This window comes from Novosphingobium sp. NFX11 (genome assembly GCF_057376415.1).
The window spans coordinates 1,634,488-1,656,061 of the sequence record NZ_CP080384.1 but is presented as its reverse complement, the minus strand read 5'-3'; the positions used below and the strand labels follow the sequence as shown (position 1 = coordinate 1,656,061).

Annotated in this window: 15 protein-coding genes, 4 pseudogenes and 1 riboswitch; of the genes and pseudogenes, 8 read left to right on the top strand and 11 right to left on the bottom strand. The window is 65.3% G+C overall.

The window, feature by feature from the left end; all coding sequences use genetic code 11:
- Positions 1–76: 76 nt before the first annotated feature.
- Positions 77–324, bottom strand: a riboswitch (cobalamin riboswitch).
- A gap of 39 nt (positions 325–363) precedes the next feature.
- Both fahA and KZO24_RS08460 read right to left on the bottom strand, forming a co-directional pair.
- Positions 364–1,668 carry a fumarylacetoacetase gene (gene fahA, locus KZO24_RS08465; RefSeq protein WP_271181558.1) on the bottom strand — a complete coding sequence of 435 codons (1,305 nt, stop codon included), beginning with the start codon at positions 1,666–1,668 and terminating at the stop codon, positions 364–366.
- 148 nt (positions 1,669–1,816) lie between these two features.
- Entirely contained in the window at positions 1,817–2,770 is a 954-nt protein-coding gene (locus KZO24_RS08460) for a sensor histidine kinase (protein WP_486487120.1), read from the bottom strand.
- On the opposite strand from KZO24_RS08460, the gene KZO24_RS08455 reads away from it, so the two are divergent.
- From KZO24_RS08455 to KZO24_RS08445, 3 genes are all read left to right on the top strand, one after another.
- Positions 2,769–3,065 carry a hypothetical protein gene (locus KZO24_RS08455; protein WP_486487119.1) on the top strand — a complete coding sequence of 99 codons (297 nt, stop codon included), beginning with the start codon at positions 2,769–2,771 and terminating at the stop codon, positions 3,063–3,065. The genes KZO24_RS08460 and KZO24_RS08455 overlap by 2 nt on opposite strands.
- A 339-nt stretch (positions 3,066–3,404) precedes the next feature.
- Complete coding sequence (locus KZO24_RS08450; protein WP_370424220.1) at positions 3,405–4,040, top strand: Dabb family protein; 636 nt, start codon at positions 3,405–3,407, stop codon at positions 4,038–4,040.
- A 16-nt stretch (positions 4,041–4,056) separates the two neighbouring features.
- The gene (locus KZO24_RS08445) at positions 4,057–4,359 is read left to right on the top strand and encodes a putative quinol monooxygenase (protein ID WP_370424218.1); all 303 of its coding nucleotides are present in this window, start codon (positions 4,057–4,059) and stop codon (positions 4,357–4,359) included.
- A gap of 148 nt (positions 4,360–4,507) precedes the next feature.
- Here KZO24_RS08445 and KZO24_RS08440 read toward each other — a convergent pair whose 3' ends face one another.
- Positions 4,508–5,026, bottom strand: coding sequence for a DUF6438 domain-containing protein (locus KZO24_RS08440; protein WP_486487118.1), 519 nt, complete (start codon positions 5,024–5,026; stop codon positions 4,508–4,510).
- Between the two features lie 10 nt (positions 5,027–5,036).
- Positions 5,037–8,240 carry an autotransporter outer membrane beta-barrel domain-containing protein gene (locus KZO24_RS08435; RefSeq protein ID WP_486487117.1) on the bottom strand — a complete coding sequence of 1,068 codons (3,204 nt, stop codon included), beginning with the start codon at positions 8,238–8,240 and terminating at the stop codon, positions 5,037–5,039.
- 125 nt (positions 8,241–8,365) lie between these two features.
- On the opposite strand from KZO24_RS08435, the pseudogene KZO24_RS08430 reads away from it, so the two are divergent.
- Positions 8,366–8,743 (top strand): annotated as a pseudogene (locus KZO24_RS08430) (endonuclease domain-containing protein).
- A gap of 98 nt (positions 8,744–8,841) precedes the next feature.
- Here the strand turns inward: KZO24_RS08430 and KZO24_RS08425 are convergent.
- From KZO24_RS08425 to KZO24_RS08395, 7 genes and pseudogenes are all read right to left on the bottom strand, one after another.
- Positions 8,842–11,267 (bottom strand): annotated as a pseudogene (locus KZO24_RS08425) (TonB-dependent receptor).
- 4 nt (positions 11,268–11,271) lie between these two features.
- Positions 11,272–12,210, bottom strand: coding sequence for a FecR family protein (locus tag KZO24_RS08420; RefSeq protein ID WP_486487116.1), 939 nt, complete (start codon positions 12,208–12,210; stop codon positions 11,272–11,274).
- A gap of 57 nt (positions 12,211–12,267) precedes the next feature.
- Positions 12,268–12,792 (bottom strand): RNA polymerase sigma factor, encoded by a 525-nt coding sequence (locus tag KZO24_RS08415; RefSeq protein ID WP_486487115.1) that lies wholly within the window; start codon positions 12,790–12,792, stop codon positions 12,268–12,270.
- Between the two features lie 133 nt (positions 12,793–12,925).
- Positions 12,926–13,180 carry an RNA-binding protein gene (locus tag KZO24_RS08410; protein WP_370425397.1) on the bottom strand — a complete coding sequence of 85 codons (255 nt, stop codon included), beginning with the start codon at positions 13,178–13,180 and terminating at the stop codon, positions 12,926–12,928.
- A gap of 27 nt (positions 13,181–13,207) precedes the next feature.
- On the bottom strand, positions 13,208–13,801 hold the full coding sequence (locus KZO24_RS08405; RefSeq protein ID WP_486487114.1) for a UdgX family uracil-DNA binding protein: 594 nt from the start codon (positions 13,799–13,801) through the stop codon (positions 13,208–13,210).
- Positions 13,726–14,646 (bottom strand): TIGR03915 family putative DNA repair protein, encoded by a 921-nt coding sequence (locus KZO24_RS08400; RefSeq protein WP_486487113.1) that lies wholly within the window; start codon positions 14,644–14,646, stop codon positions 13,726–13,728. Before KZO24_RS08400 ends, KZO24_RS08405 begins: the two co-directional genes overlap by 76 nt.
- Positions 14,643–15,883, bottom strand: a pseudogene (locus tag KZO24_RS08395) (putative DNA modification/repair radical SAM protein). The gene KZO24_RS08400 and the pseudogene KZO24_RS08395 overlap by 4 nt, the downstream one beginning before the upstream one ends.
- Positions 15,884–16,361: 478 nt before the next feature.
- Between KZO24_RS08395 and KZO24_RS08390 the strand changes: the two are divergent.
- From KZO24_RS08390 to KZO24_RS08375, 4 genes and pseudogenes are all read left to right on the top strand, one after another.
- A pseudogene (locus KZO24_RS08390) lies at positions 16,362–18,067 on the top strand (copper resistance system multicopper oxidase).
- 89 nt (positions 18,068–18,156) lie between these two features.
- On the top strand, positions 18,157–19,023 hold the full coding sequence (locus KZO24_RS08385; RefSeq protein ID WP_486487112.1) for a copper resistance protein B: 867 nt from the start codon (positions 18,157–18,159) through the stop codon (positions 19,021–19,023).
- A gap of 732 nt (positions 19,024–19,755) precedes the next feature.
- Positions 19,756–20,001 carry a hypothetical protein gene (locus tag KZO24_RS08380; protein WP_430098156.1) on the top strand — a complete coding sequence of 82 codons (246 nt, stop codon included), beginning with the start codon at positions 19,756–19,758 and terminating at the stop codon, positions 19,999–20,001.
- Between the two features lie 160 nt (positions 20,002–20,161).
- On the top strand, positions 20,162–21,502 hold the full coding sequence (locus tag KZO24_RS08375; RefSeq protein ID WP_486487111.1) for a glycosyltransferase family 4 protein: 1,341 nt from the start codon (positions 20,162–20,164) through the stop codon (positions 21,500–21,502).
- The last annotated feature ends 72 nt before the right edge of the window (positions 21,503–21,574 follow it).

The window sequence follows — 21,574 nt, the reverse complement described above, 5'->3', positions numbered from 1 at the left end:
CGCTGCGGCCCCTAAGCCGCATGCGTGTCGTCGCTCAGACGGTGAACCGTGCCGCAGCCATCCCCTGGACCAAGGCAAGAGCGACCAGACGCCGGCAGGTCTCCTGGCTCGCGGGTCAACGCATCGATGCACGGCCTTCCCGAAGCCTCGCATGTCGCAGCGTCCGGCCTCAGTGGCTGCCTCCCCGCACGGTGAGGGGGAAGCGATGTGCATCGCGCTCGCCGCTTACAGTTGCAGGGACAGCTGCGGATCTCGAACGGCGAACCGTTCCCACCGCCTTCCCTTTTAAGCCCCTTGCGGGGCACCGGCGCGATCTTGTTCCCGGCGGATACCGGGAGGCAGGGGTGGGCGCAAGTGTTGGTTTCAGCGTGCCGGAAGGATGCGGGCGCGGCATTCTCCGAAACCGATGGAAACGAAGCCCTCAGCGGCGGCGGTGGCGGTGATGGAGATTTCGTCGCCGTCCTCCAGGAACGTGCGGGTCTCGCCACTGGCCAAGGTGAGGGGCGACTTGCCGCCCTGCGACAATTCCATGAGGCTGCCGAAACCCTCCCGCTCGGGAGCGGAAATCGTGCCGGTGCCGAGCAGGTCGCCGGGCGTCAGGTTGCAGCCGTTGGATGCATGGTGCGCGACCATCTGGTTCACCGTCCAGTACATGTTGGTCGCCGGGCCGTGGCTGAGGCGATGGGGCGGAAGCCCGGCCTTGCGCATGGCCTGCGTGGTCAGGTGGACCTGCAGCATGACGCCCAGCGCGCCGTGGGCCTGATCATCCGCGTCAGACAGATAGGGCAGGGGCTGCGGGTCGCCTTCCGGTCGGGGCGGCTGGGCCGCGCGGAAGGGCGCGAGGGCTTCGGGCGTGACGACCCATGGCGAAATCGTCGAGTGGAAGTTCTTCGACAGGAACGGGCCGAGCGGCTGGTATTCCCACCCCTGCACATCGCGCGCGGACCAGTCGTTGAGCAGGCAGAAACCGGCGATATGCTGCGCAGCATCGGTGATCGGCACGGGCTCGCCGAGGTCGTTGCCGCGGCCTATCCAGACGCCCATCTCCAGTTCGTAGTCGAGCCTTGCAGTCGGCGCGAAGATCGGCGCATCGGCCTCGGGCGGCTTGCGCTGGCCGGTGGGGCGCACGACCGGAACACCCGAGGGACGGATCGAGGACGCGCGGCCGTGGTAGCCGATCGGCACATGCTTGTAGTTGGGCAGCAGCGGGTTGTCCGGGCGGAACTGGCGGCCGATGTTGTTGGCGTGATGGATACCGACATAGAAGTCGGTGTAGTCGCCGATGCGTGTCGGCAGGTGCAGCATGCAGGCTTCGACCGGGTGCAGCATGGGCTCGATGACCGGGCGGCGGGTTTCGTCGCAGAGCAGGTCGGAGAGGGCATGGCGCAGGGGGCGGCGGTCTTGCGCGGGGATGGCCAGCAGGCGGGCCATGTCCGCATCGCTGCAGATTTCGGCGAGGTTTGCGGGGACGAGGCCTGCTGTGGCCAGTGCACGGATGTCCAGGATCTGGTCGCCGATCGCAACACCGATCCGCGTCGGTGTCTCTTCTGAGGTGGAGAACACACTGAAGGGCAGGTTCTGGACCGGGAAGTCGTGGTGGCCGTCGGCGCTGTCGACCCAGCTTTTGCGGGCAGGGTCATGGGTTTCGTCGATGGTCCACCAGTTCACAGGTCGCTCTCCATATTCTCTCATCGTCCCGGACTTGATCCGGGACCGCTGGCCGTGAAAAGCCCACCTTTCGATGGGCCGTCCCGCGGCAAGCTCGCATCTAAAGACTGCCAGCGGTCCCGGATCAAGTCCGGGACGACGATCTTCGTCAACCCATTGGCGGCTGGGGCACATCCAGGCGCGCGATCAGGCCGCCTTCGGGCGCGGCGGCGAAGGAAAGCTGGCCGTCGAAGCGCGCCATCAGCCGGTGCGCGGTCGGGATGCCGAGGCCGAAGCCCTTGGTGTCCCGCGCCCGCGCCGCGTCGAGGCGGAAGAACGGGTCGAGGATCGCCTCGAAATAGGCGGAAGGGATGCCCGGTCCGGAATCGGCGATCTCGATGCGCCAGTGCCCTTCGTGGCGGAGCACGGCGACCTGAGCCTCGCCGCCGAACTGGATGGCGTTCTCCACCAACGCCGCCAGCGCCAGTTCCACCGGCTCGCGGAAGGTCCGGGCGAGGGTGGGGACGGAGGCATCGAAGCGGGCGCGCGTCCCGTAAGGGTGCAGCACGTGCGCGACCACTTCGGTGAGGTCCAGCGTCTCGGGCTCGGCGTCGAGATGCTGCGCGCGCAGGAAGCGCTGCAGCGAGGCGAGCAGGGCCTCCATCTCGTCCACGCTGGCAAGGATCACCCCGCCCAGTTCGGCATCGTCGATGAGTTCCGCCGCGACCTTCTGGCGCGAGAGCGGCGTGCGCAAGTCGTGGCTGATCGCCTCGAACGACCTGGCCTGATCCTGCAGCAGCCGCGCGATGCGCTCCTGCATGAGGTTCATGGAGTGGGCGAGCTGGCGCAAGTCCGGGGTGCCACCCTCGGCGATGACCACTTGCCGGCCCCGACCGATGGCGTCGGCGGCATCGCTCATGCGGCGCAGCGGGCGGGTCAGCACGTGCAGCGCAGCGAGGCCGATGGCGAGGAAGGCCACCGTCGTCGCAAGCGTCAGCACCGTCGCCCGCAGCGCCACCGGCCACATCGCGTTGATATCGCGCGAGCGGAAGTTGAGCCAGTGCCCGTCCGCCAGCCGGATCGCGCCGACGAGATCGCACTTGCCTCCCGGCGGTCCCTGCATGGCCAGCCGCAGCGAACGCCCGCCGAGCGAAGGCTCCCACTCGATGATGCGCCGCTCGATGCGGATGAGGGATCTCGTCGGTCGTGGCGGTCGCCACGCTGGGCGCATTGCCAACGGCGGCGGCGAGGTGACGCGTGCTCATGGTCGGCGCGGTCAGGCGCGGATCGGCGGAGTGGATGCGGTCGCTGACGACGAGCAGTTCGCCGATGCGGCGCGCGTGGTCCTCGTTCAGCGTCTGCCGGTCGATCGACTGGTAGAACACGAGGCTGGCAGCCAGTTGCAGCACGCCGAGTAGCATGAACACCAGTGCGACATAGACCGCGAAACGCGGCGCGAAGGGACGGGCCACCTCTTGATCCTCTCCTGCAGCATACCGCCCGGCCGCACGGTGCCGATATGCCTCTGCGGATTTTGCACACACCCGCCCGGCTCCCGCGTCAACTGGAGGAGGAGGTGTAGCAATGATTTGATACGCAATCGGACGGATGCGCAACGGTTGCCCGGAGGTAAGGAGCGCTTTTGGCACCTGTTTTATCTGACAGGCATGGCCTTAAACCCGCCGCGCTAGTCTTCCTCCCGCAGCGCCGAGTCCCCGCGAACCAATCGCGGCGCGGGCGCGATAGGGGAGAGACCGATGATCCGTCACGTCGTGATGCTCAAGTTCAAGAAGGATGCCGATCCGGCCAAGATCGACCTCTTCATCGAGGAGGTGAAGAAATTGTCGCATCTCAACCGCGAGGTGCGTGACTACAGCCATGGCAAAGTCGTCCACACGCGCTTCCACTCGGGCGATTTCGACTTCGCCAACTGCTGCGACATAGACACCTACGAGGCGATGGAGCGCTACATGTCGCACTGGTCGCACTTGCGGATGACGCCGTTCCTGCCGGACATCCTCGAGAACATGATCTCGTTCGACTGGGAGATCGACTACCACGGACCCGAATTCGACGAGACGCTGGCTGCCGAGGAAGCAGAACGCGAGAATGCGCGCGTGCTCAGGGTGCACGAGGACCCGGCCAAGGCCTACGTCCCCGAAGTGCGCGGCCAGACGCGTGAGCGCGCGCGCGAGATGTGCGCGGCCGCCGGTGTCACGCTGTCGGAGGACGAGGAGGAGATCATCGGCTCGGTCTGGGCACCGAACCGGATCATGTTCGTCACTCCCGATGCCGGGACCGAAGTGCCGAAGGGCTCCGAAATCCGCATCGGCATCACCGGCGACTGGCTGACCGGCCCTGCCGTCCCCGGCGGCGATGCCCCCGCGTGGTAACGAGAGGAACCTCACGATGATCATTCTTGCCGGACACCTGAAGACCGCTCCCGAGCTCGTCGAAGACCTTGCCGCGACCTTGCGCGGGCTGGTCGAGCCGACGCTGAAGGAGGACGGGTGCCTTAACTACCACTTCGCCATCGATGATCCGGCAGCAGGGACGGTGCTGGTCTTCGAACGCTGGCGTGACGAGGCTGCACTGGCCACGCACCTTGCGCAACCGGCAGTGACGGCCGTGCTCGGCGGCTGGGCCGAGCGCATCGACGTTTCCGGCGTGCGCAAGTTCGATGCGTTGAACGAGCGGGGGTTCATGGACTGACGGGGCGTCCCCTCGCTTCGTCGGCGTCCTTCGTTTCGTCATTGCGAGCGCAGCGAAGCAATCCAGGGTGGCTCGAGACTGCCCTGGATTGCTTCGCTGCGCTCGCAATGACGAAGGTGGGGAGGACTGGAGGGGATGCCGCCGCACCTCAGCCCCGGCTGTCGCCCGGCCAGGTCTTCTGCGCGGCCCATTTCTCGACGCCGAGGCGGCCGAGTTGCTGTTCAACCGTGCGTGCCATCGCGGAGCCTTCCGGCGAACGGCAGCCCATGTTGTACGTGAGCGCGGTGCGGCGGCCGTCCGCGCCGATCCACTCGACGGTCACGCTCGACATGTCGGTGGCGGCCTCGGTGCAGGCTTGGGCACGCTCTTCGCCGGTCTGTGGACGCATCGGGGCGAGGGCGCGGCGCACGTCCTCGTACGTCGCGCGGCCGACCGAATGGGCACGCTGGCCCAGCACGGCGGTATGCCGCTCGCCGGTGAAGTCCACGCGTCCGGCGGGTGTCACGGCCACCTTGTACACCGGGCAGAACCCGAAGCACGGACCGCGCGATATGCGCAGTTCCTCCCCGCCGGAGCGGGGAGGAGGCGGCGCCGGGCCGCACGCGGGGGCGCAGCTTAACAGCAGCCCGGCGCCCAGTACGATGCCGCAGAGGAGTGGTCCACGCATCGTCCTGTCCTTACCAGCCAATGGTCACGGAGCCGCGCAGGGCGAGATCGACCCGGCCGTGGCGATCCTCGGCCGAGAGTTCGCCGCCCATCGTGAAGCCCGATGAGCCGCCGATCGCACGCAGGCGCGCGAACCAGCCGCTTGTCGCGCCGTCGCCTTCGAGGGTGAACTTGTCGCCGCCCTCGAAGTGCGCGGTGGTCGAGCCGATGCCGCCATTGACGATCTCGCGCCAGCCGCCTTCGGTTTCCATGCGGAACCAGTTCTCGTCCCGTGCCTTCATGCCGAGGAAGTCGATGCCCACGGTCATGCTCGGGTTCACCGCCAGTTCGTCGCTGGTGCGCGAGGCGACGGTGAGGTTCAGCTTCTCGCCGCCGGTTTCCGAGTAGCCGTCTTCCTTCAGGCGCACGTAGTCGACCGTCACGCCCGGACGGAAGAAGAAGAACTGCGAGCCGCCCTCGATCGCGGCGCCGCCTGCGAAAGTGACGAACTTGCCGTCCCACTTGGCGTCCATGGTGCGGCGCACCGTCTCCGAGCCGACCATGCCGTAGAAGTTGCGCTCGCCGTCGAACTTGGCTGTGCCGGCCGAGCCGCGCGCGAAGGCGCTGACCGGGCCGAACTTGCCGCGCCAGTGCGCCGCCAGTTCGAAGGCGTCCGAGTTCACGTCGGTCAGTTCGCCGTTTTTGTGGTTGTTGTTGATGTAGGCGACGGTGCCGCCGAACTTGCCGATGCCGGTCTGGTACTCGGCGGTCGCCGACCAGGCATAGCCGTTGAGCTTGTAGGCGGCGGTGTTGCCCGCTTTCCGGTCGCTGCCCCAGATCGCCATGTTGAGCGTGGTGGAGAAGCGGCCGCTCGCGGTGATCGGTCCCTGTGGGTCCTGCATCTGGCGGGCGAGGGCGCGAGTGCCGAGGCTGATACCCTCGAAGCCGCCGCCCGCGTGGTCGGGCAGCATCTGGCCCACGGCCGAGCGGAAGGCATCGCCGTTGGTCAGGCCGAGGAAGACCTGCTCGATCTTGTCGTCCTTGGCCAGCTGCTTGAACACCGCGTCATAGGCGGCCGCGCCCGAGCGGTTGAGGCCGAGTTCGCTGACCGTGCGGCGCGAGACGTCGACGACGATGGTGTTGGCCGCCGCGTCCTTGTCCAGTTCCGCCTTGAACATGAAGGGGACGAGGTCGGTGTTGGTGGTCAGTTTGTCGCGGCCGGTCAGACTACCTGCGGTTAGGACCTGGTACGTGCCCTCGGCGGTCGAGACGTCGGCCAGGCGGATCGCCAGCTTGGAGCCTTCCGCGAAAGTCGCGTTGCCCGAAACGGTGTAGGACGAACCGGCACCCGCCGTCTTGTCGAGCGTGACGAGGACGACACCGGTGCTGCCGATGTCCAGCGAGGCCACCGATGCCGGCTTCTGCATATCGAGCACGCCGCCCGAGACCTTCACCGCGAGCTGCGCCGAATTGGTGATCGAGCCGGAGAAGTACGCGCTGCCCGAGATGTTCAGCACGTCCGCGCCGCCGCCGAAGTCCATGGCGCCGTTGAAGCCGCTGGTGCCCGCCAGCGAGACGGTGTCGGTGCCCGCGCCGAAGCTCACGTTGCCGGTCTGCACCGCGTCGCCCGAGAGGTTCAGCGTATTGTTGCCGGCACCGAAAGCGACGTTGCCGGTGAGGGTCCCATCGGCGAGGTCGAGCAGGTCGTTGCCGCCCGCGAACAGCACGTCGCCGACGATGGCGGGCGCGGTCACGCCGGAGGCCACCTGCGTCTGCCTGACGGTGACGTCGCCGGTCGCGGCGCGCAAGTCGATGGCGATGTTGCGCGCGCCGTCCTTGGCGCCGGTGGCCGAGATGGTGCCTGCGTTCTCGATCAGGTTCAGGGTGCCGCTGGCGTCGACGATGGCCGTGGCCGAGCCCTTTTCGCCGGCAACGGCCTTGATCGTGCCGCTGTTGCGGATGGTCGGCAGGTTGCCGCCCGCGTCGATGCGCACGGCAGTCGCCAGCGCATTGTCGGCATTGCCCGATGCTGCGGCGATGTTACCGGTGTTCTGCAGCAGCGGCGTCGTCGCGCCGGCGCCGATGCGAAGGGCGGTGGCGTTGGCACCGTTGGCGGTAGCGACCACCGCTCCCGATACGCCGATGCCGTTGGCGATCGTCACCGCGCCGCCGCGTCCGCCGATGACGAGGCCATTGGCGGCCACGCCGGAGTAGAGGCCCTGACCCTCGACCGAACCTTCGATGATCAGGCCGAACTTGCTGCCGGTGTTGGCGACAGGGCCGATGGTGACGGCGTGATCGGTCGCGCCCACCTGCATGGCGGCGGCGTTGCCGTAGGAGACGACCTTGGCGGTGCCTTCCTTGCTGTCGTCGATGCCGTCGCCATCGGAGTCCGGCTTCGCGGGGTCGGCCTTGGGCGCGGCGGCGAGGATGATCCCGCCGGTCACGTTGCCCTCGACGATCAGCGCCGAGCCGCCCTGCAGCAGGTCGTCGGCATCGAGCTTCGACGGATCTGCGGGCGGGGTGGTGTAGCGATAGCCGGTCGCGGCTACCGTGCCCTGCACGACCATCGCGCCGTTGACGTCGCCTGCGAAGCGCGCGCCGATCGCGTCCTTGCCCTGCGCCGAGACGGTGCCCGCAAGGCGCACGTTGCCGTCGATACCCTGCGCCGAAACGCCGATGGTGCGGTCGCCGACGATGGTGGTGGAGCCATCATGTGTGAAGGCGCCGGTCAGCTTGCCGCCAAGCTGGATACCCGCCAGATCGTTGCCCTCGACGATGATCTTGCCGTTCTGGGTGAGCTTGCCGGTGTGGTCGCCCTGGGTGCGGATGCCGACGCGGTTCGATCCCAGCGCGAAGGGACCGTCGAGGTCGCCATCCTTGTCGGTGTCGGTCGGCGTGTAGGTCTCGTCGACGGTGATGGTGCCGGTGTTGGTGATGTCACCGCTGGCGCCTGCGACCGAATTGATGCCGACTGCGCCGTCGGAATTGGTGATGGTGATAGTGCCCGCGTTGGTGACCGCGTGGTTGCTGTCCTGCGTGACTGCGGTGCCAGAGGTCAGGACGACCGAGCCTTCGGCGGTGATGTTGATGGCATCCGCCGCGCCGCTCTTGATGGTTGAAGTGCGGATGGGGGCGGTGAGCTTGGTCTTGACGTCCTCGGCATGCGCGGCGGTCGCGAAGGCGAGCACGGCGGTGGTGGCAAGCAGGGTCCTGGCGGTAAGCTGGGAAGGCATCTTCGTCCCTTTTAGGTCTGTAGTCTGACCCTTGAGACGGAGGCGCCGGGAGGCAGCCTTGGAAAAAGTTCCGGCGTGCCGACATTTCATTTCGTGCCGCTGGGTTTTGGCGCGAAATTCGGCGGATGGCGGGGGTTGGACTTCGGGATACGGGCAGGGCGTGTTTGCTACGCAGAGAAGCGACGCCAGCGGAGCGGCGGTTGTGGCGATATATTTCCCGCTCGGCGCTGGGGGCAAAATTCAGCAGGCAGATGCTGGTGGGGCCATACTTCGCCGACTTTCTGTGTCGCGAGTTATCGCTTGTGGTGGAGCTTGATGGCTAATCCCACGGGCTTCGCTTGGACTACGATGCTGCGCGGGATCGGTGGATGGCGGAGCAGGGCTATCGGGTGCTGCGCTTTTCCAACGAAGCGGTGTTCGGTCAGCTTGACGGGGTGCTTACCGTGATCCGCATGGAGATCGAGGCGCTGCGCTCTCGCCCACCCCGTCCGGCTAGGCGATAAATCGCCAAGCCTTCCGACCCTCCCGCAAGCGGGAGGGTGACCCCGTCTTTCCCCCCTCCCGCTTGCGGGAGGGGCCGGGAGTGGGCCTTCCTTCTTTCCTAAAACCGCGCGTCCAGCCCGACCCGAACCGTACGCGGCCGCAGCGGCGTCGTCTGGTCCCGCCCGGTCCCGAACGGCGTCCCGAGCGAGAAGCGATTGCCCCGCGAATTGGTGATGTTGCTGAGCGTCAGCGTCACACCGTAACGCTCGGTCCCGACCCGCAGGTCAGCACCACTGTCGAGGTAATCCCCCTGCGGATCACCCAGTTCCGGGCCGATGCCGAGGCGCGACTTGCCGACATAGCTGGCCCAGCCATTGGCGGTCAGCCGCAGGTTCTCGCCGATCTCGCGGTTCCAGCCGAGGCTCATCCGGCCCGAGAACTGCGCGATGTTCGGCACCTGCATCGACCGGGCGAGCGTCGCGTCGAGCAGCCCCGACGGCGACATGTCGACGGCCGACATCGATCGCGCAACGAGCCCGAGCAGCTCGGCGGGTGGCTGGTCGACCTTGCTCTGGTTCCACGTCGCCCCGGCCTCCAGCCTCAGGCCTTGCAACAGCTCGACGCCCCCGTCACGCTGGCCGACCAGACCCGGCCATCCCCGATGTTGGCGGTGCTCGGCAGGCCCGAATTGTCGATGAAGTCGGCCTGGATATCGCGCCAGCGCGTGTAGGAGACGCTGGCCGCAAGATCGAAGGGACTGACGCCGGGCTGGCCGTGCTTCACGCCGAACTCGAAGGTTCGCGTCCGGTCGCTTCGGAAGCGGCGCACGAAGTCGCTCTCGATCGCGAAGCCGCCGGGGCGGAAGCCCTCCTGGTAGCGCATGTAGAGGTTCGTGGCCTCCATCACTTCGGCGTTGAGCGCCAGCGAGGGGAGCACGGTGGTGGTCGTGCGGTCTGCCGTGACCTGCGCCCGGGCCTGCGCCATGGCGAAAGACACGGCAGGCATCACGTCTTCACCTGAGCCGTCAAGCCGCGAGTGGGTCAGACGCCCGCCCGCAGTCGCGGTAAGACCGGGGCGGATGCGCAGGCTGGCCTCGGCGTAGAGGGTGAACTCGTCGATGGTGTTGCGCACGCCGGTGGCGGCGGTGGTCGTCACGAAGTTCTCGAAACTGCGCGTCAGCACCGTGCGGTTGTGCGTATAGCTGGCGCCGACCAGCCAGCCGAAACCGCGGGTCTCGGGCTGCCAGATCCGCGTCTCGTGCGCGATCATGCGCGTGCGGTTCTCCTGCGAGAACAGGCGCGGTGCGTCGGGATCGACGGTGGCGTCGTAGCGTTCTTCCAGATGCTGGCGCACCGCGCCGGTGGTCGAGCGCACGCGCACTTCGCCGACGCGGCCGGAGATCACCAGTTGGCCCATCAGGTAGTCGGCGTCCGAACCCTCGCGAACTTGCGCGCTGCTGGTCAGCGGCGGGCGGGCATTGCGGCCGGCGTACTGGCTGTCGCGCGCATCGGTGGACTGGCCGAGGCCAATGAGATCGACCGTCCAGTCCGGCGCGATCTCCGCGCGAAGACCGGCGCGGCCGCCCAGAATACGTGTGCGGTTGACATCCTTGCGGCCGAGCAAGGGCTTGTCGATATAGCCGCCCAGCGTCGCCGCATCGAAGTTGGCGCGCAAGGCCACCGAGTTGCCGAGCGGCACGTTGACCATAGCCGCCGCATCGCCGCCGGGCGCACCGCTCTGCGTCAGCGAGCCGCCGACCGAAATCGCGCCTTCGGTCTCGCCGACAACCGGTGCATTGGGCACGAGGCGGATGATGCCGCCCAGCGATCCGGCGCCGTAGAGCGTGCCCTGCGGCCCCTCCAGCACTTCCACCCGTGCCATGTCGGACAGGCGCAGGTCCGGGTCGGGCGCGTTGTAGCTGAGCCTGAGGTCGCCGAGATACTGCCCCACCGTTGCCTGCGTCGGCCCGGTGAAACTGGAATCCGCGATGCCGCGAATGAACAGCTTGTTGCGCCCACTGCCAAGGTGCGTGGATGTGACGGTGGCGACGCGCTGCGTGATCTTCTCCGTGCCGCCGACGCCGCCGACCTCCAGCGATTCCCCGTCGAGGATGGTGACTTGTCCCGGCAACTGTCCGAGGGTGAGGTCGCGTTTGGAGGCGACGACGACGATCGGATTGGCCGCCTCGGCTTGGACGGTTACAGGCATTGCCGCGCGGGCAGGGGTAGGGCGGGGAGCGGGCGGTCTGACGGTAGCTGTGGCCTCGATGCGCCAGGCGCCGGGCGCGACGGCGATGGCCCGGCCGCCCGCCCTGCGCGCCAGCAGCCGCACCGCCTCCGCGGCCCCCATCCGCCCGCGCATCGCCGGGACCATGCGGGAGGCCACTACCGGATCGGACACGACGATGCTGGAGCGGGTCTGGCGCGCAAGATCGATCGCGACCTGCCCGACCGATCCGGCGCGCGTATCGACAGCCACCTCCTGCGCGGAGGCGGTGCCGGGCATGGCCGCTGCGGCCGCCACGATGCAGATGGCGCCGCGCATCGCCTCAGCGCGAGCCGATGATCCAGCGTCCGTTTTCGGACCGCACCGACAGTCCCAGCAGAGGCCCGATCGAGCCCGGGTCCTTACGCAGCGGCGCCACGAGGATCGAGCCGGAAACCGCGCCCGAAGCGCTGGATGCAGCGACATATTCGATGCCGGTGGCCCGCTTGAGTTGTGCTGCGACGTCCTCGAGCGAAGCGCTCTCGAAAGTCAGGCGACCTTCGCGCCATTCGCCGACCTGCTCGGTGGGCAGTCGGGTGAGCGTATAGTCGCTGGCTCCCGCCGGGCGGCGCAGGACTTCGCCGGGCGATACGCGCACGTCGGCGCCGTCTGGATCGAACTGCACGGCGCCTTCTGAGACCGCGACGCTCAGTCCCAGCGCATCGTGGCGAACGTCGAAGACGGTGCCGATGTCGACCAGCCGCTCGTTGCCGACGGCGACCTCGAAGGGATGCGCGGCATCGTGACGCACGGTGAACAGCGCCTGCCCGCGTTCCAGCCGGGCATAGCGCTTGTCCTTGCGGTCGAACTCGACTGCGGTGCCGCCTGCGAGTTCGATGCGGGTATCGGCATCGAGCGTCACGCGGCGGGTTTCGCCCAGCGCCGTCTCGACGGTGTAGAGATCGCGTTGCTGCCCCTGGAAGGCCCAGAACCCCGCCACGACCGCAAGGCTCGCGGCGATCGCACTCGCCAGCCAGGGGCGACGGCGGCGCGCGGGTTCGGCGGAAGGGGCATCGTCGTTGGCCGGGCCGGAGGCGGCCACGAGTTCGGCCGCGTCGGCTACCGAAGCCATGACTTCGTCATAAGCGCGCGCATGCGCCGGGTCGGCCTCCAGCCAGAGGGTGAACGCCTCCCAGTCGGCGAACGCGGGGTCACCCGCACGCACCGCCCAGCCGAGCGCCGCGTCCCGGATACCATTGTCACTCGCCATTTCGTTCGCCATCGGGCGCTCCTTCATCGGCGATGACGGAGACGATCGGCTGCAGCCTCATCGCGGGCCTCATTTCGACCGTTCCTTCCATTCCGCCAACGCCCGGTAAGCGATCCGCAGATCGCTTTCGACGGTGCTTAAACTGAGGCCCATTTCCGCCGCTACGACCTTTTGCGCCGTGCCTTCGATACGGTGGCGGCGGAAGATCGTTGCCGTCCGCGTACCCAGCCCGTCGAGCAGGGCCAGCACGCTGGCGGCCTCCTGCGCGGCGGCCATGCGGCGTTCGGCGGAGGGTTCTGCGGAAACGCCCGGCGGATCACCTGCATTCACGTCGGACCAGTCCCGGTCACGCACGTCCGCTTGCCTGGTCGAGCGGAAACGGTCGATCATCAGCAGGTCGGCGGTGCGGAAGAGATAGGATAGCGGTGAAGCGACCGGGCCGAGGCGGCTGGCGCTGATCTTCAGCCAGACCTCCTGCACGAGGTCTTCGGCCGCATCCCCGGCGCCGCGCGCGCGCAGGAAGCGCAACAGCTTCTCCCGATGTTCGAGAAAAGCCGCTTCGAGGCCGGCTGTGGGGGAGGTTTCTGCGGTCACGAAGAAAGGGCGCGGATGTCTTGGGCTACTCTTGATCGGGCAGCCTGATAGACGTTCGCACGCCTTCGGGGAAGTGCCGTCATCCCGACATTGATCGCGATGTCGGGATGACGGCGGAGCAGATCAAATGATTTCAGTTCACCGCGCGAATGTGATGACCCGGCTCGATCGCGGCTGGCGGAGCCGCTTCCAGCATATGGTCATGTTCGGCGAAGATACGCTCGATTTCGCTGCGTTTGTCGAAAATCATGCGGGCGACGCCCGACGTCATCCCGCCTTCGTCTCCCACCCGGCCCAATACGCCGGCAAGGTCTTCGAGCGTTGCGCGTTCAGGGCTGCTGTGAAGCCCACCCTTGGAGTCGCGGTAGGCAGTGCATTCGCTGGCCATGACCATTCCCCTTCAATGTTTGCCGTCTCAGTTAACGCGCATTTCCCTTTGGAGTTGCATTTGGGAAACTCCATTCGCCGCAAGAATCTGCGCGAGACCGGCAATATCCTGTGCGAAGCGCGCATGTTCGCGTGTGCGTGCATCGCCATCTAGGCGAAGCAAATAGCTTGGATGCGCGGTAAGCCAGATTAGCGTGCCATCGGAAAGGCGGATGGCTTGGCCGCGCTCTCGTCCGATCGCCGGCGTGCGTCCCAGCAACCCCCGTGCACTGCTCGCGCCGAGAGCCAAAACGACCTTTGGCTTTACCAAGGCACGCTCTCCGTCCAGCCACCAGCGACAGATGTCGATCTCCCCGGCAGTCGGGGGCTGATGGAGACGCCGCTTGCCGCGAGGCGTGAACTTGAAGTGTTTGACCGCGTTCGTGACGTAGGCTCCGGCGCGGTTCACCCCGGCCTCGCCAAGTATCTGATCGAGCAATTGTCCGGCCGGTCCGATGAAAGGCCTGTGCTCTCGCTCTTCGGTATCGCCGGGCTGTTCACCGACTATCATGAGGTCCGAATTCGGGGGCCTTCGCCCATGACCGCCCGAGTGCCGTTGCAACCGATCGCACAGCGGCGGCACTGCGCAATTCCTCCTGCGATCGCCTGTAGGCTGGCGGGTTTGGCTTCTCTTTCGAACAAGTCGGCGCCGGTGGCGATCATGGCAGCCTCGCGCTTGTGTGCCCCGGCGATGAGATCGGGAATTTGGCGCGCCTCAGGCAGGTTCTTCCAGTAACGCCGGGGCATCTCCTTGAGCATCATGCCCACCTTGAGTCGCGCCGGGTTGAAGATCGAGCGGTAATAGCCGAGCCAGAGTTCCTCGGTCGCATCTTCTGCCGGGGCGTCCCCGCGGGAGACGGCCGGGCCTTCCAGAAGTTGCTCACCGTCCCAGTGCAGTGAAAGGCGCGGCGTCAGAATCGACCAGCGCTGGCTGGCGAAGCGATTGACGAAGAAATCGGCATTGGCACGCTCGATCCGATGCTCGGGCTCGAACCAGGCGACAAATCGTTCGATGCCGTCCTGATCGGGCGTGGAGCGGAACCGGACGAAGGCGCGCATCTTGTGAATGTCGCGGCGCACCTGCTTCGCCATGCCTTCCAGCGTCGCGACGTCGCGATCGGCCAGATCCTCGATCAGTCGAGGGTGCTTCTGCAGTCTCCACAACACGCGATAGAGCAGGCTCAGCCGGGTCGGATCGCGGTGCAGGATGACGCACCGGGCGAGGTCGAGAAAGGCCCGGCTGGCGCGGACTTGGGGCAAGGGATCGGACGGCAGGTTAGGTAGGACGGCCGTGGCGAAGAGATCCGCCGGCCCATCCGGTTCTCCCCAGGCGGTCGCGTCAGGCGAGACTCCGCGTGCCACCAGTCGCCGCGCTTCATCGCGCCATGCCTCGAAATCGTCGGGCTGCACCATAGCCGCCGCGATCACGCGAAAAGTTCCATCTGCCGGGCCTGTGGCGCGAGACGGGCGCGGAGATCGGCGCGGTCGAGGAGCAGAGTAGGGCGCCAGTCATCCGTGACGATGAACGGGCGCAGCTTCTTCACCGAAACACTGAGCCGCGCAAGATCGTCCAACCGGATCGACCGATGCCGCCGCGCGACCAATATGGCGTCGACTGCCTTTACGCCAAGCCCCGGCACCCTCAGCATCGCCTCGCGCGGAGCACGATTGAGATCGACCGGAAACCGGTCGCGGAACTTGAGTGCCCAGGCCAACTTGGGATCGATGTCGAGCGGAAGCATGCCGTCGTCTTCCGTCGCTTGCTGCACTTCCTGTGGAGCGAACCCATAGAAGCGCATTAGCCAGTCCGATTGATAGAGCCGATGCTCTCGCATCAGCGGGGGCGTTTGAGCGGCAGCACGGCGCTGGCCTCGGGAATTGGACTGAAGGCGGAATAGTAGACACGCTTGAGAGAGAAGCGGTCATAAAGCGTGCTGGCCTTACCGACGATCTGCGCGTCGCTTGCACCGTCCGCGCCGATGATCATCTGGGTGGATTGCCCCGCCGGCGCGAAGACAGGTGCTTTGCGAAAGCGAGAGCGGGCGTCGTGTGCCTCGGTGATGGCGCTTGAAAGCCTGCCCATGGCGCCTTCGATCGTCTTGCTGTTCTTGTCGGGAGCCAGACGGGAAAGCCCGGCGTCTGTCGGCAATTCGACGTTGATCGATACGCGATCCGCCCACAACCCTGCCTGCGCCACGAGTTCGGGGTCAGCTTCCGGGATAGTCTTGAGGTGGATATAGCCACGAAAATCGTGCTCTTCGCGCAAGATGCGCGCAACCTCTATAAGTTGTTCCATCGTATGCGTGGACGACTTCACGATACCCGAACTGAGGAACAGGCCCTCGATATAGTTCCGCCGATAGAAAGAAAGCGTCAGATCGACCACTTCCTGCGGCGAGAACCGCGCGCGGCGTACGTTGGAGCTCTTGCGGTTTATGCAGTAATGGCAATCAAAAATGCAATGGTTGGTCAGCAGAAGCTTGAGCAGGGAAATGCACCGTCCGTCGGGCGCATAAGCGTGGCAAATTCCCATCCCCTCGGTCGAACCGATGCCTCGTCCATCGCGGCTGTGACGTTTCGTGGTCCCGGAGGAAGCGCATGAGGCATCGTACTTGGCGGCGTCGGCAAGGATTTCGAGACGATCCATGATGGAGGTACGAGACATTTGTTCCTTGTATGTTCCAATCCAGTTCTTTGCAAGCTCGTCGATGGTGAGTCCGTATGTCCGTTTAATCCGGATTGGTGTGCTTGCGCCGACGAACGAGACTGATGGTGCTGCCGACGGGTCAGCAATGCTAACCCCCTGTCAAACGGCAGCGGTCGCGGCGATCGGTATCCGGTCGCCGCGGCCTTTCATTTCCGGAGGGAAGCATTTTGGGGAGACAGTCAGTTTCTGGCTCCTGCGTTTTGCTGGGGAAAGCGCGACAGATGGAGGGGGCGCATGTAGTCCGCGTGGATCGACATCCACCACAACGCCGTAGAACGCGCATTTACAGGGCACGTCAGAATTGTCTCATCTGGTCGAGGGATAAGCGAGCGCGGCGCGTATAAGAGGGCATGTCGATCTTCGAAACTTGCGCCCGAAGCGCCGTCCCCCGCCGTAAATTCCTGGCGATGGGGGGGCTTTGGCTGGCAGCGTCGGAATGGCAGGGCTGTTTCCCGCATGGGCGCGCAGCGGAACCGGGGGATCGCGGATGCCAGCGCCGGTTCGGGGGTGTTGTCGGGTGACACCATCGCGCTGCAGATCGGGCAGAGCCACTTTGCTACCGGGGGGCGTACCGGCCATGCGGTGACGGTCAACGGCACGCTGCCCGCGCCCTTGCTTCGCCTGCGCGAAGGACAGACGGTGCGGATCGCTGTCACCAATAGGCTGCGCGAACAGAGTTCCATCCACTGGCACGGGCTGCTGGTGCCGTTCCAGATGGACGGCGTGCCGGGTATCAGCTTCCCCGGCATCGATCCGGGCGAGACTTTCACCTACGAGCTTCCGCTGACCCATTCGGGAACCTTCTGGTATCATTCGCACTCGGGCATGCAGGAAGCCGAGGGGCTGTTCGGCCCGATCGTCATCGACCCCGCTGGAGAAGACCCGCTTGCCGGCGAGCGCGAACACGTGCTGGTCCTGAGCGATTGGAGCCCGCTCCACCCCCACGAACAGATGCGTCGGCTCAAGATGATGAGCGGCTATTTCAATCGCCAGAAGCAGACGCTGGCAGGACTGATGGCGGGGGCGAAGGCGAACGGGGACCAGTCGCTGCCGGATCGCCTCGCCTGGGGGCAGATGCGAATGGATGCGACCGATATCTCGGACGTAACGGGTTCGACTTACAGCTTCCTGATCAACGGCCATGGCACGGCGGAGAACTGGACCGGCCTGTTCGCAACCGGTGAGAGGGTGCGGCTCCGCGTGATCAACGCCTCGTCGATGACCAACTTCAATTTCCGCATTCCCGGCCTGCCGCTGACCGTGGTGGCGGCGGACGGCAACCCGGTGCAGCCGGTCGAGACCGACGAAGTGCAGATCGCGATTGCCGAGACTTACGACTTCGTCGTTACACCGGGCGAGGCGGAAAGCTATGCCGTCATCGCAGAGGCGCTCGACCGTTCGGGGCAGGTCCGCGCGACGCTGGCGCAGCGCATGGGCCTTGTCGCCGCATTTCCTCAGATCCGCAAGCGTCCGCTCCTGACCATGCGTGACATGGGTATGGACATGTCCGGCATGGACATGGGCGAGGCCGGCGAGATCGACCTGTCTAAGCCCGCCAATGCCGACATGGGCGGGCATTCGATGAAGATGCGCGATGCATCGGTTGCGCCCTCGGTGAAGATGGGGCCGGGTGTCGCCACGTTGGCGCCAATGCCGGTGGACCGGCTCGCCGATCGCCCGACCGGGCTGGAGGACGCCGACCACCGGGTGCTCACTTATGCGGACTTGCGCTCGCGCGATCCCAACCCCGATCCACGCGTGCCGACGCGCGAGGTGGAGGTCCACCTTACCGCCAACATGGAACGCTACATGTGGTCGATGGACGGCGTGGCGATGTCTGAGAACCCGGCGCCGATTCCGTTTCGGCTCGGCGAGCGGGTCCGCGTCACCCTGATCAACGACACGATGATGCCGCACCCGATCCATCTGCACGGGCATTTCTTCGAACTGGTGCAGGGTGAACCCGGCCACCGCGTACGCAAGCACACCGTCAACGTTCTGCCCGGCGGCAAGGTCGCGTTCGATCTGACGGCGGACGGCGAGGGAGACTGGGCATTTCATTGCCACATGCTGCTGCACATGCATGCGGGGATGATGCGCGTGGTCACCGTGCGACGCGAGCAGGCGGAGAGACAGGGCTGATGGCGCTGCACCCTGCCTCTCTGCAGTCGATCCCGGCCCTGCTGATGATCGCTGTGCCTGTCCCGTCGTGGGCACAGGATCATGCAGGCATGGACCACTCTCATATGGATCATTCGGGCATGAACCATGACATGTCCGGCATGGATATGTCGCAGGATGCAGCTCCGGCGATAGACCATTCCGCACACTCCATTCCCGGTGCGACCGTGGCCGATCAGCCGGGCGACGCGCCCGCGCCGCCGGTGCCGGCAGACCATCCCGCCGATCTCTTCTTCGCGCCCGATCGCATGGCCGCCTCGCGCAAGGCGATGGTCCGGGAGATGACTTTCTCCACGTTTGCGCTGCAGATCGACCGGCTGGAATATCGCGCCGCAAATGGCAAGGATGGTTTCGGCTGGGAAGGGCAGGCATGGTATGGCGGCGACATCGACCGCATGGTCCTCGCCAGCGAAGGCGAGGGCAGCTTGGGCAAGCGGGCCGAACGCATCGAGTTGGCCGCTTATTGGCGTCACGCGCTCGACCCCTGGTTCAACCTGCAACTGGGCATGCGCCACGATTTTCGGCCTGATCCGCAGCGCACTTACGCGCTGGTCGGCATCGAGGGGCTGGCGCCCTACTGGTTCGACGTGACAGGCCAGTTGCTCGTGTCGGAGAAGGGGGACGTCCATGCGCGTGGCAAGGCGGGCTACCAGCAGCGCATCACCCAGTCGCTGGTGGTCGAGCCGGAAGCCGAAGTCGATTTCGCGTTTCAGGACGTGTCCGCGCTGAACGTGGGGGCCGGCTTCGAGCGCTTCGAACTCGGAGCGCGCCTGCGTTATGAGCGGAATCGTTCGTTTGCGCCTTACGTTGGTGTGCATTGGGAGCGCAAGCTTGCTGGCACCGCCCGGCTCGCGCGTGCTTCAGGTGATGACGTATCGGGCGTATCCGCCGCGTTCGGCATGCGGATGATGTTTTAGTCGGGGCGGACGAATTGAGCCGGTATCTGACGGTGGCGATATGGACCATGCTCATGAAGCTGGTTGCAAGCTGATCATAGCGGGTGGCGATGGCCCGTTTGATTTTTAACCGCCAAACATGTGCTCGATGCAGCTGCGTTTCTTGTAGAGTGTACGGCCATGTTCAATCTTACCGCGGCGGTTTGATCGGCCCACGATGACCGCCTGGATGCTACGGCTCATCAGGTCTGCGCGGATTGCATCGGCACCGTAGCCTTTGTCGGCGAGAAGCGCCTTTGGCTGCTGTTCGGGCAGGTGATCAGCGCATCATAGACCTTGATCCGTCGCTTCTCCAACCGTCACATGAAAGGCGACTGGTCGTCTTTGGGCTTCAGCCAGACAGCGAAGCTTACTGGTGAACCCGCTCCGCAAGCGGCCAAAAGCTTGTCGATGGGCGCCTCCTTTCCGCCCGCTGTCGAAACTTGGGTGCGAAGCGTGGTGCTATTGGTCTGCGCACCAGACTAACCTGGAAGATAAAATATTAATCCTCACTATAGTGCCCATTTTATAAAAAGCGGATAGCATGATGACGTTCTTCATAGATCGTCGCGCGGCTTGGCTTTCTTGTTCCAGCGAATGTATGCAAGGTAATCGGCGATCCATGCTATGAACGCCATATCGTGAGACTTCGCATCCGAGCCACTCACGGCTGAGGGATACAATGTGCCCCCGCTTGATGCAGGAGCGCACATCATGTGCATCAATCAGATATTCAAAGATGAACAGCTTGCCATGATGCGTTTCACTCGCGCTACGGACGCTCGTGAGATTGCAAATTGCGAAGGGCAGTTCGTGGTTTCCAAAGCCAGCTTCGCGTCGATCCCTTACCCCCATCGCCCGTTTTTTGCCGCCTCGCGTGGAATGGCGCTCTATCCGAGTGAGGTCACCCGTCCGCTTGTCGCGACATCCGAGCCAGTTTCCATGCAGGGAGCAGCCTGAAATGGCAAAATCGCAAAAGCGCAGCAACCGCGAAGTCCGCAAACCGAAAGCGTCCAAGCCCAAGCCGCCGGTCGGGCTGCCTTCGGCAGATGCCTCACCAGTCCTTTCTGTAACGCGTAAACAGAAAGGGAAGCTCTGAGACAAGCGTTCCCTTCCCGGATTGCGGATTGCCTTTATCGGTAATGCCCTGCCGCGTCGCTGCGGCATCGCCACATTTACCACCGACCTTGAACTGGCTGTCCGCAGCCTGGACGATGTGGCTCAGACCGCGATCATCGCCATGTGCGACCCCGGCGGTCAGTATGCATTTCCACCTCACGTCCGATGGTCGATCGCCGAGGAAGATGCCGGAGGCTATCTTGCGGCGGCAGACTTCATAAACGGTCAGAACTTCGACGTCGCATGCCTCCAGCATGAGTTCGGAATTTTCGGCGGTGAGGCGGGAGAACTGGTGCTTGGCCTGATCGCCGCGCTTCGCGTCCCGCTGTTCACGACTCTGCATACCGTATTGGACAGCCCCACCAGCGCGCAACGCGCGGTAATTGACACGATCCTCGCTGCTTCGGCGCGTGTGGTGGTCATGGCGCAGGAAGGGCGCAGGGTTCTGATCGACTGCTATGGTGCCGATCCCGAAAAGATTCTCGTCATTCCGCATGGCATCCCGGACGTTCCGCTGGTCATCCCGCAAGGCGCAAAAGAGCGCCTGGGCTTCGCCGGTCGCCGCGTCATCCTCACGTTCGGCCTGATCAGCCCCAACAAGGGCATCGAAACGATGATCGAGGCGATGCCTGTCGTGCTCGAGCAAGCGCCTGATACGATCTATGTAGTGATGGGGGCTACCCACCCCGTGCTGCTGCGCGAAACGGGTGAAACCTATCGCGACAGCCTTATCTCAAGGGTTCACGAACTGAATCTCGACGGCCATGTGCTGTTCCTCAACCGCTTCGTGGACCGCCCCGAACTGCTTGAGCACATCGCGATGTGCGACGTCTATGTGACCCCCTACTTGGTAAAATCGCAAATGACCTCAGGTACGTTGGCCTATTCGCACGGCATGGGGCGGCCCGTTGTGTCCACGCCCTACTGGCACGCGGAGGAATTGCTGACCAACGGCTCGGGCATACTGGTGCCGTTCGGGGACCCTGATGCCCTTGGCGCGGCGGTTGCCGACCTGCTGATCGACGACGAGGCGCGCCTGGCCATGGGCGGGAAAGCCTATGCGGCAAGCCGGGCGACGACCTGGGGAATTCTGCCAGACGCTATCGCGATGCGTTCCGGGCAGAACTGCGTCGGCGTTGTGGGAAGGCTTCCGCAAGCGCTTTGCCCCCTCTGGCCCTGGGGCACTTCGCAGCCATGTGCGACGATACGGGAATGTTCCAGCATGCGGTCTATGGCATCGCCGATCGCAACCATGGCTACTGCATCGACGATAACGCGCGGGCCCTGTTGCTGTGCTGCGGCATGGCAATCGATGCGCCGGTGCCCTCATTCGAAACGATGACCCCGCGTTTCGCGGCTTTCATCCAGCATGCCTGGAACCCGGACCAAGGCCGTTTCCGTAACTTCATGGGCT